Source organism: Arthrobacter sp. P1_A5 (genome assembly GCF_056406825.1).
In genome coordinates this window covers 1-2,794 of the sequence record NZ_JBFTZL010000295.1, presented here as the reverse complement: position 1 = coordinate 2,794, position 2,794 = coordinate 1, and the positions used below count along the sequence as shown (strand labels likewise).

Sequence of the window (2,794 nt, the reverse complement as noted above, 5' to 3'; positions counted from 1 at the left end):
ACCGCAACCCAGGCGGCGGCACAGTCCGCGGCGCTGGCAGGCGGCGTCAAGGACCGGGCGGCCATGGCCGCGGCGGTCGGCCCCGGTGGCGCCGAGATGGGCCAGCGCTCCGCCCGGGTCAGCGTTCCGTCGCCACTTCTGAAGGCGACCACCGAGTCCGCCGCCATTGAATCGCTCACCACGCAGGGCACGTGGTCGCCGTCGTACGGGGTCAAAGGCCTGGACGTCAGCGGCCACCAGACCAGCGTCAACTGGCAAAGCCAGTGGAACATGGGGGCCCGCTTCGCCTACGTCAAGGCCAGCGAAGGAAACTACTTCACCAATGATTCCTTCGGCGCCCAGTACGACGGCGCCCGCAGCGTCGGGATGATCCGGGGCGCCTACCACTTCGCGATCCCGAACTGGTCATCGGGAGCCGACCAGGCACGCTTCTTCGTCCAGAACGGCGGCGGCTGGAGTGCCGACGGCCGGACCATGCCCCCGGTCCTCGACTTCGAATTCAACCCTTACGCCGGCCGAACCATCAACGGCTTCTACTTCGGCAACACCTGCTACGGCATGTCCCCTTCGCAGCTGACGTCCTGGGTGCGCGACTTCGGGAACACCATGCGGGCCCTCACGGGCCGCCTTCCCGTCATCTACACCAACACGTCGTGGTGGAACCAGTGCACGGCCAACGCTGCGGGCTTCGGCGACTACCCGCTGTGGGTCGCGTCCTACCCGCTCTCCGCCACGGACAACGCCGGGCCCGTCCCCYCCAGCTGGAGCGTTTTCAGCATGTGGCAATACAGCAGCACCGGGCCGTTCGTGGGTGACTCCAATATCTGGAACGGCGACTATGCCTCACTCCAGCGCTTCGCCGGGACGCCGCTGCCCACCGGGTCCTTCGACGACCTCTCCGTAACCCGCGACGGCGCCGCGGTCTCCCTGCGCGCCCGGGGCTGGTCGGCAGACCTGGCGAGGACGTCGTCCTCGATCCAGACCCACATTTACGTKACTGATCCGTCCGGGACCACGAAGGGCTACGCCTGGCAGGCCAACCAGCCCCGGCCCGATGTTGACCAGGCCCTCGGCTACGGTCCGTTGCACGGCTTCGACGGCACGGTCCGGATCACGGCTTCGGGCACGTACAAGGTCTGTGCCTACGCCATCGGGGCCTTCGGCAACACACTCCTGGACTGCAAGTCACTCCGGGCCACCGGGGTGGAGGCACCGACGGGGTCCTTCGACAGCTTCGGCCAGGTCCGCACAGCCGACAAGGTCACGCTGCAGCTCAAGGGCTGGGCAGCCGACCTCGCCAACCCCTCGGCCTCCAGCTATGCCGACGCCTACGTCACCGACCCCGCCGGGAAAACCACCGGGTACCGGATGACGGCCAACGTCGCGCGGAAGGATGTCGCGGACGCGACGGGACTGGGGCTGGCCCACGGCTTCGACTACCAGGTCAAAGCCACCGTTCCGGGATCGTACCGTGCGTGCGTCTACGGGATCGGGCGAAACGCCAACGTGCTGCTGTCCTGCAAGACCACAAACGTCGAGGCGAACCCCGCACCCTTCGGCTCCTACGATTCGGTGTCGCTCACCCAGGCGCCCAACGCCGCGAACTTCCAGCTGAGCGGATGGGCACTGGATCCGGTGCAGCCAGGCAAGAGCGTGCCCGTGCACGTCTACGTCCAGTCGCCCAACGGCACCAATCCCGGCTACGCCTTCACCGCGAACCGCCCGCGTCCGGACGTCAACGCCGCGCTGCAGACGGTGGGTGACCACGGTTTCCAGGTCTCGGTCCCGCTGACCCGGGCCGGGAAGTACACCGTGTGCGCCTATGCCATCGGCATCGCCCCGGTCACGGCCGGCAACACCCTGCTGGGCTGCAAGTCCATCAGCGCGGCCCCGACCCCCGCCACCATGGGTTACCTGGATGGGGCCTCGATCCAGGTCATCAGCGGCAAAGCCTCCATCAAGGCATCCGGCTGGACCCTGGATCCGGCCTTCCCCGCCTCATCGATCCCGGACCACGTCTACGTGACCTCGCCTGACGGAATCCGGAAGGGGTATGCCTTCATGGCAGACCAGAAGCGCCCGGACGTCAACAGCGCCCTCGACATGGTCGGAAACCACGGCTTCACGTCATCGGTCCCCATCACCCAGCGCGGCCAGTACCGGGTGTGCGCCTACGGCGTCGCGGTCTCGATGCTGAGCCTGAACAACTCTCTGCTGGGCTGCCAAAGCCTCACTTATTAGCCCGTCTTGGCTGACGCCGCACCACGCACAACGCAGACCGGCCCCCGCACATGCGGGGGCCGGTCTGCGTTGTGGTGCCTGGGGCTGACGGTTGAAGACCGTTAAATCAGGAACCGAGGTAGTCGCTCAGCCGCTCCGCCGCGGAAGGAACGGTGAACCCGGTCGCCTTGATTTTGTCCAGGTTGAGGGCGCTGTTCAGCGGCCGCGGCGAGACGGCCTTGCCCTTGAAGTACTCCTCGGTGCTCACACCGGTCACGGCCTCCCGCGGCTTGCCGGAGAGTTCGTAGACGTCCGCGGCGATGTCCGCCCAGGACTGCTGCTCGCCGTCGTTGCTGAGGTTGTAGACGCCGAACTCGGCGCCCGATTCCAGCAGGTGCCGGATGCCGGCGGCGATGTCTTCGGTGAAGCTCAGCCGCCCGATCTGGTCATCAACCACCGACGGTTCGATGCCGCGCTCGGCCAGCGAGGCCATGGTGCGGACAAAGTTGTTGCCCTCACCGATCACCCAGCTCGTGCGCACAATGTAGTGCCGGGGCACCACACTGACGACGGC

General features: G+C 67.2%; 2 protein-coding genes. One reads left to right on the top strand and one right to left on the bottom strand.

Annotation, left to right across the window (positions count from 1 at the left end; genetic code table 11):
• Nucleotides 1-2,241, top strand: a 2,241-nt coding sequence (locus AC1D1S_RS20500) for a lysozyme (protein ID WP_476995372.1), incomplete at its 5' end; no start/stop codon positions are given.
• A 106-nt stretch (nt 2,242-2,347) separates the two neighbouring features.
• Here AC1D1S_RS20500 and AC1D1S_RS20495 read toward each other — a convergent pair.
• A partial coding sequence (locus tag AC1D1S_RS20495; protein WP_476995371.1) for an SDR family oxidoreductase occupies nt 2,348-2,794 on the bottom strand: 447 nt, incomplete at its 5' end.